The sequence below is a fragment of the Longimonas sp. genome, assembly GCF_040409695.1.
Taxonomy (GTDB): Bacteria; Bacteroidota; Rhodothermia; order Rhodothermales; family Salinibacteraceae; genus Longimonas.
The window spans coordinates 1-5,795 of the sequence record NZ_JARWGJ010000155.1 but is presented as its reverse complement, the minus strand read 5'-3'; the positions used below and the strand labels follow the sequence as shown (position 1 = coordinate 5,795).

Annotated in this window: 5 protein-coding genes; 1 reads left to right on the top strand and 4 read right to left on the bottom strand. The window is 61.9% G+C overall.

Going from position 1 to position 5,795, the window contains the following annotated elements; translation table 11 throughout:
• The 3 genes from PPP56_RS09630 to casA all read right to left on the bottom strand — a co-directional run.
• Positions 1-363 (bottom strand): type I-E CRISPR-associated protein Cas7/Cse4/CasC (locus tag PPP56_RS09630; protein WP_353563829.1); only part of this gene is annotated, 363 nt, incomplete at its 3' end.
• Positions 364-437: 74 nt separating this feature from the next.
• Positions 438-1,010, bottom strand: a complete 573-nt coding sequence (gene casB / locus PPP56_RS09625; protein WP_353563828.1) for a type I-E CRISPR-associated protein Cse2/CasB — start codon at positions 1,008-1,010, stop codon at positions 438-440.
• 83 nt (positions 1,011-1,093) lie between these two features.
• Positions 1,094-2,653 carry a type I-E CRISPR-associated protein Cse1/CasA gene (gene casA / locus PPP56_RS09620; RefSeq protein ID WP_353563827.1) on the bottom strand — a complete coding sequence of 520 codons (1,560 nt, stop codon included), beginning with the start codon at positions 2,651-2,653 and terminating at the stop codon, positions 1,094-1,096.
• Between the two features lie 835 nt (positions 2,654-3,488).
• Here casA and PPP56_RS09615 point away from each other — a divergent pair.
• On the top strand, positions 3,489-3,710 hold the full coding sequence (locus tag PPP56_RS09615) for an AbrB/MazE/SpoVT family DNA-binding domain-containing protein (RefSeq protein ID WP_353563826.1): 222 nt from the start codon (positions 3,489-3,491) through the stop codon (positions 3,708-3,710).
• A 41-nt stretch (positions 3,711-3,751) separates the two neighbouring features.
• Here PPP56_RS09615 and cas3 read toward each other — a convergent pair.
• On the bottom strand, positions 3,752-5,795 hold a 2,044-nt coding region (gene cas3 / locus PPP56_RS09610; RefSeq protein WP_353563825.1), incomplete at its 5' end, for a CRISPR-associated helicase Cas3'.

Sequence of the window (5,795 nt, the reverse complement as noted above, 5' to 3'; positions counted from 1 at the left end):
GTTGTCGTCTTCGCCGGGATCGATGATGTTCTTCGTATCCCGCTTGCCGGCCTTCTTATCCGACAGCAGCCGTTCTTTGAGCGCAAACGTGACAGCGCGCACGAGCGGAGCCGGGTAGCCCTCGTCGATGAGCGGCTGAGCTACACGGCGCTGAAAGGTCTCGCGTGAGCGGATGGACATGTCTTCGCCCGCGTTGCGGATGGACTCGGGCCCGTCGAAGTTGCGCCAGTGGTATTTGAGGCACTGCGAGGAGACGCGGGTGCGGGTAGTGCCGCCAAACGGAAGGGTTTTGGCAAAACCAGCATCATCTCGGTTGAGCAGGGCCGAGGGGTAGGACGTGAGGGTGTGAAGCTGAATAAACATAAAAGGGGGTGTTGGTTGGTGTAAAGAAGTACTTATGTGGGGGCGTCTTATGTGGAGGCGTATGCTGCCGGACATCAGGCGGCATCTTGCTCTTTCTGGTAGAGCGTGCGGTAGTAGGCGCGGGCGATGCGCAGGCGGGTTTTGTGTCCAGCATCACCGCGCGTGAACAGCAGGTAGGCGACATCGGCCCAATTGGCTGCCTGGTCTTTGCTGGCCAGATACTGGGCCATGCGGCGAAGAAGCTTCGGGAGCGTTTCGTCGTCGGCCTCCATCAGACGGGTGAAGCGCAGCTCCGACCAGCCCGCCAGCGCGAGGGCTTTGCCAAGCGGTACCTTGTAGTCATGTAGTCCCGCACAGTGAGACATGCCCATGAGTAGAAGCCCCCAGTTGCGTTCATATTGGGCAACGGCTGCCTCTGAGGTGCCGTACTGCGGGTCGGGCTCGGGGATGTTGAGTCCGTGTAGCACTTTCCAGAGCGCGGGCGTGACCGGCGCCTCGGGGTTCACGCGGCGTAGCGCAGCGCGGTCACCATTAGGCAGACTGCCATCATCGGGATGGATCATCCGCGCCGCGCGTCCCACAACGGTAGCCAGATTAGGACGCTCGGTTTCGGGGGATTCGGCGGGTGGTGCAGCAGGTTCGGGCATGATGTCCGTAAGAAAGATTGATTCAGGAAGTACAGATGTAGCCAATGCAGCGGCAAGCCGGATCCGCAGTGCGTTTCACGTTCTCATGCTTTCGCCTTCTGGACAGATGCCGGTTCCGCGGCATCTTTTTCAGGAAACGATTCAGGCAGATGATTCCGAAGCGCGCCCTGGAAGATGGATTGCGCGCTGCTGTGGGCGCGCCAGTAGCGGGTGGCGGACTGCGGCGCGTGGTCTTTGGCGTCGTTGAACTGCGCCTCCGCCTCGTCGCGCAGAAGCTGCTGCCAGTCGGCCTGGGCCGCCTGCTGCTCCATCTCAACCGAGGCCCAGAGCCGCTCGAAGAAGCGCGCATCGATGGCCCGGTCGAAGGCATCCATCCACGGCGCAAGCTGATCGCTGTCGGGGCGTTCATCCGGGCGTCCGGTCAGCACTGCGCTGAGCGCGGGATAGAGCACCTTGCTGCGCACGGTGGCCGCCTTTTCAATGCGCATCTTCGCGCGCTTTGCCAGCTGGTCGCGGGCTGTGTTATCCGTCAGGAAGGCTGTTACCGTCGACGGTACAGGCACAATGCGGTGATGCAGCCCGTCGGTTTTTCCTTGCCCACGCACCAGCGTGCGGGCCACCAGATACATCGAATTCGTTTCGCCCGACTGTAACTGCAGCGCAGGCGGACGCTCGTAGTCTTCACCCAGCAGGATGTCGTGCAGCTTCTGGTAGGTAAATCCTGCTTCGCCCAGCGTGAGCGCTTTTCCCTCGCCCTTGTCGACGGGCGTCCACGGGTCTCCGGTCATGCCGTTGAGGCTATCGGGCGCATCCAGGCGCTGTCCTTTCGTATTGGCGCGCCAGCAGCGGAGCGATCCGTCGTCGTTGGTGGTAAAGCGGATACGACGGCAGATCTCCACGAAGTACGGATCGCAGTCATACAAGTAAATCGCTTCATCTTTCGCACCGCCCCACGGCTCCGTCCAGAGCAGCATAGGTCCCTGTGCATCGTAGCGGTCGAGCAGATCGCCCCGCGCATCCGAGAGCACCTTTACGTCACGCCGAAAGCGCGGCCCCCACGCCAGATCGGGCGTCAGTCCCACGAGCGGACGGTTGCCGAAGCCGCCGTTCATCCGCACGATCCCGTAGTTGCCGCGGCCCAGGAAGCCCTCCATCGTTTGCAGCGTAACGAGCGCATAGGTCCAATGCTCGGGCTGTGGCGCTGTAATCCGCGTGGACTTTACGTCGTGGCTCTTCGACGTGATGAGCACATCAAGCTGGTCGGGCGTGGGGATGTCGTCTTTGTACTTGGCCTCCTTCAGGCTGCCCTCGGGAATTGGCGGCTGCATGAAGGCAGGCTGCGCCGGATCGTCGGTCACGAGCTGCCACGCCTGGGCATCGCCGTCTGCCAGTGCTCGAAGGGCGGTATGCCATTCGCGCGGTGTGTCGGGCAGATCCTCGTGGGCCGTGCGGGCCAGCGTCAGCGCGCCGAGTTGCACCAGCAGACTGTACCACGGCTGCTGTTGATGCGGCTGCAGCGCCTCAAACGAGGCAATGTCATCGGTAGAAAGATGGGCCAGCACCTCCGGTAGGGTCGCCCCAGTGTGCTTACCATCAGGCAGACGTATGCGGAAGAGCGGCTCGTCAAGCAGGGAATACGGCATACATGTAGCGGATTAGAAAACGAGTAGCGCGCAATGGGCGGACAGGAAGGACGTTTATATGACCTTAATCAGCGTGACAACATAACCTTGATGGACGTTTGTTTTTCGTGAACAGAAACAGGTCTGGGGACAGCGATGGTTTTGTGATGCTGCCGGATGCGTGAGCGTAGCATACAAACACCTCTCTTCCAACGCGACATTTTGTGTCGGGAACATTTTGGGAGCGTACTGTCTCGTCGTAATTCCTGGGCTACTGCGCTGTCACAGGTCAATCTTCGGGTAACGCATGGCTACCTAACGTACCGAGAAAAATCCACAACCATGTCATTGCGAGCGCAGCGACGCAATCTCATGCTATCAGGCCAGGTGTAGCCGCCCAATCAACGGCATGAGATCGCACCCCAAGAGTACTCGTTCGCTACCGCTCACAGCGCCGCGTCAGTCGCAGGGCTCCCTCCTCGCGATGACAAGTTTGGACCGTGCCAAACTCTGTGTCCGTCCACCTCCAAGAAATCTGTCATGGTGAGCACGCGACGGGCCCAGCCCGGAGCACGCCGAACCATCTCCCCAACGTTCAGCAGGCTCTGATCGATCGAGCGGCCCTGCTCATTTCGAGGGAGATCTTTATTCGCTACGCTCATCAGTCGCTACGCTCGTGTCAGGACTCCACGTCTTTTAGACGGAGCCGCTCCGCTCAAGATGACATTTGGTGAGCGAGGTCCAGCCAATCCATGCGAGTGAACAGCGCCGCTCCCATGCAAAGGAACGGACCCGGTTTGAGCGATGTCTCAACAACAATGTGCCTAAGCTTACCTATCCAAGCACAAGAATCCTCATGCCTGCACACACCACACTTGCCAGCGACGGCTCCATCGTTCTCCCTGACGATGTGTGCATCCGCTATGGTTGGTCTACCGGCCAGCAGCTTGAACTGGTCGCAACTGCTAACGGACTCATGATTCGTCCAGTCTCTCCGTTTCCCGAAACCCAGCTCGATGCTGTTGTCGGTGCCGTTGACTACACGGGCCCCGCCATTCCCACCGATCAGCTTGGATAGTTGAGCAGGGATTCAAGGTATCGTGATTGTGCTCAAACATCTCACGCATCCGCAATCCCAAACCGATCATACCGAAATGTCTGTCCGGCAATGGTAAACCGGAAGCCGCCTTCGAACGAACGGGCCGACTCGGCTTCATCGGTCTCGGGCGGGTCGTCAAAACGCCACTGCGGCAGGCTCACCTCGCTGATGTCCGATCCGAACGGACCGGGCAGCGGTTCGGGCAGGTGGATGCGGTAATCCGGCTCGCCCAGGCGCGTCACGATGCGCTCCGTATCACCAGGAAAGCCATTCTCGGAATACCGGCTTGAGAAGTCAATCGTGTTGTACGTAGCATGCTGCTGATTCGCCATCTGCTCGCCCATCACCCAGCGCTCGTGGCGCGCCCAGGCGTCGCCCTCCGCCTCTTCCACAATGCGATGGAGCCGGTCGGGGTGTGTGGCCCGCTCCACCAACAGCCGGTTGTGGTCGGGGATGCGCCAGCTCGGTAGCGCCTCGTCGTCGAGCACCTGCCAGGCGGCCTCCAGCATGCGCAGATCCTGGTACACGGTGCCCAGCCCATGATCGCCCTGAATGCCTTTGCCCTCGCCGGTGATGGCCGCGCCCAGGTCGCGCTCCGGCGGCACGAGCACCTCGCACCGGGCCGTGTCGAATCCATCGGGGCGGGCCCGCGTGTGCCGGTGCAACCGTCCGATGCGCTGCAAGAGCACATCTATCGGACACAGATCGGTGAGCAGAATATCGGCGTCGATGTCGAGGCTCTGCTCTACCGTCTGCGTGGCCACGGCGATGCACCCCCCGGTGCGGTCGGCGTCTTTTCCGAACGTGGATTCGATCGCATCGTCGAGGCGGGCGCGGTCGTCGGGGGCGAATCGGGAGTGGTGGGGAGCCGCTGTGCCGTCGCATCCAAACAGATATTGAGGAGGCGCCACCGCCTCCACCGCGCGCTGCGTAGCCACGCAATCGTCCACCAGGTTGCGGATGATGAGGACGCGGGCGCCCTGGTTGGCGTACTGCGCTGCACGCTCGGCCAGCGTTTCGGGGGCGTTTGCGATGGGGTGAAGCGTAGGCTGCACCGTTTTGGCGCTGCTCACCGAGGCTGCATGCACCGACGTAGGATCGCGCCGGTCGGCCGCTACGTGCGTGAGCAGCGGATACTCCTCGGTCTCGGCGGTTTTGGGGTCGGGGGGATCCGCACGGTGGGCGGTGGTAAGGCGGGTACGTGCCGACGAGCCAAGGGTAGCCGACATCATAAGCGCATGGCCGCCGGCGTGCAAGTGCTGATCGAGCACGCGATCCATGAGCGCGGTCATGTATACATCGGAGGCGTGCACCTCGTCGACCACCAGAAAGTGCCTGAGAAGCGCGGCGCTGCGCATGTGGGCATGCGGCACCTGCAGCGCAGAGAGCAACACCTGATCGACGGTGCCCACCACAATGGGGCCAGCCAGATAGCGTTTGGGGGATTCGGCGGCCCAGCCGCGGTACTGCATGGTTTCGTCCTCATCGTCCCAGCGCACCTCAAAGCCGGGTAGCCGCATCGCCTCGCGATCGTCGGCCTTGATGTAGCCGGGCACCGCCTGCACGACCGGGGGACGCCGCTCCGCATCCCCAAAAACACGTTTGATGGTGGCCTCAACGCGTCCGTGCAACTGGGTGGCGGCGCTGCGCGTAGGCACGGCAAAGTACATCGCATCCACCTGTCCGGCCTGAAAGAGCCGAACGTACCGGGCGAGGGCGGCTTCGGTTTTTCCGGAGCCGGTGTCGGATTCGAGGATGGTGAGGCTGCCGCGGTCGTGAATGGGCAGGTCGTAGCACGCCTGCTGCACGGGGTGGGGCGTCCAGGTTGGGTCTTCGAGAATGCGGTCGAATCCAACCGATTCAGGCAGGTGGATGCGCAGCGCATCGCCCTCCAGAAAGAGCTTCTCGATAGCGGTGGCGGCTCGCTGGCGCGCAGCAGGCATCGGATCCGAATAGTCGGTCACAAACGGAAAGAACCGCTCGTTATCGGAGCCGATCCAGTCGGCCAGGGTGAGGAGTCCGTTGTACGCGTGCTGGAAGCGGGGCGCATCCGGAAATGGAGGG

Excerpts from the sequence above, each read along its gene's own strand:
- casB (WP_353563828.1), bottom strand. The coding sequence starts at position 1,010 with ATGCCCGAACCTGCTGCACCACCCGCCGAATCCCCCGAAACCGAGCGT.
- casA (WP_353563827.1), bottom strand. The coding sequence starts at position 2,653 with ATGCCGTATTCCCTGCTTGACGAGCCGCTCTTCCGCATACGTCTGCCT.
- PPP56_RS09615 (WP_353563826.1), top strand. The coding sequence starts at position 3,489 with ATGCCTGCACACACCACACTTGCCAGCGACGGCTCCATCGTTCTCCCT.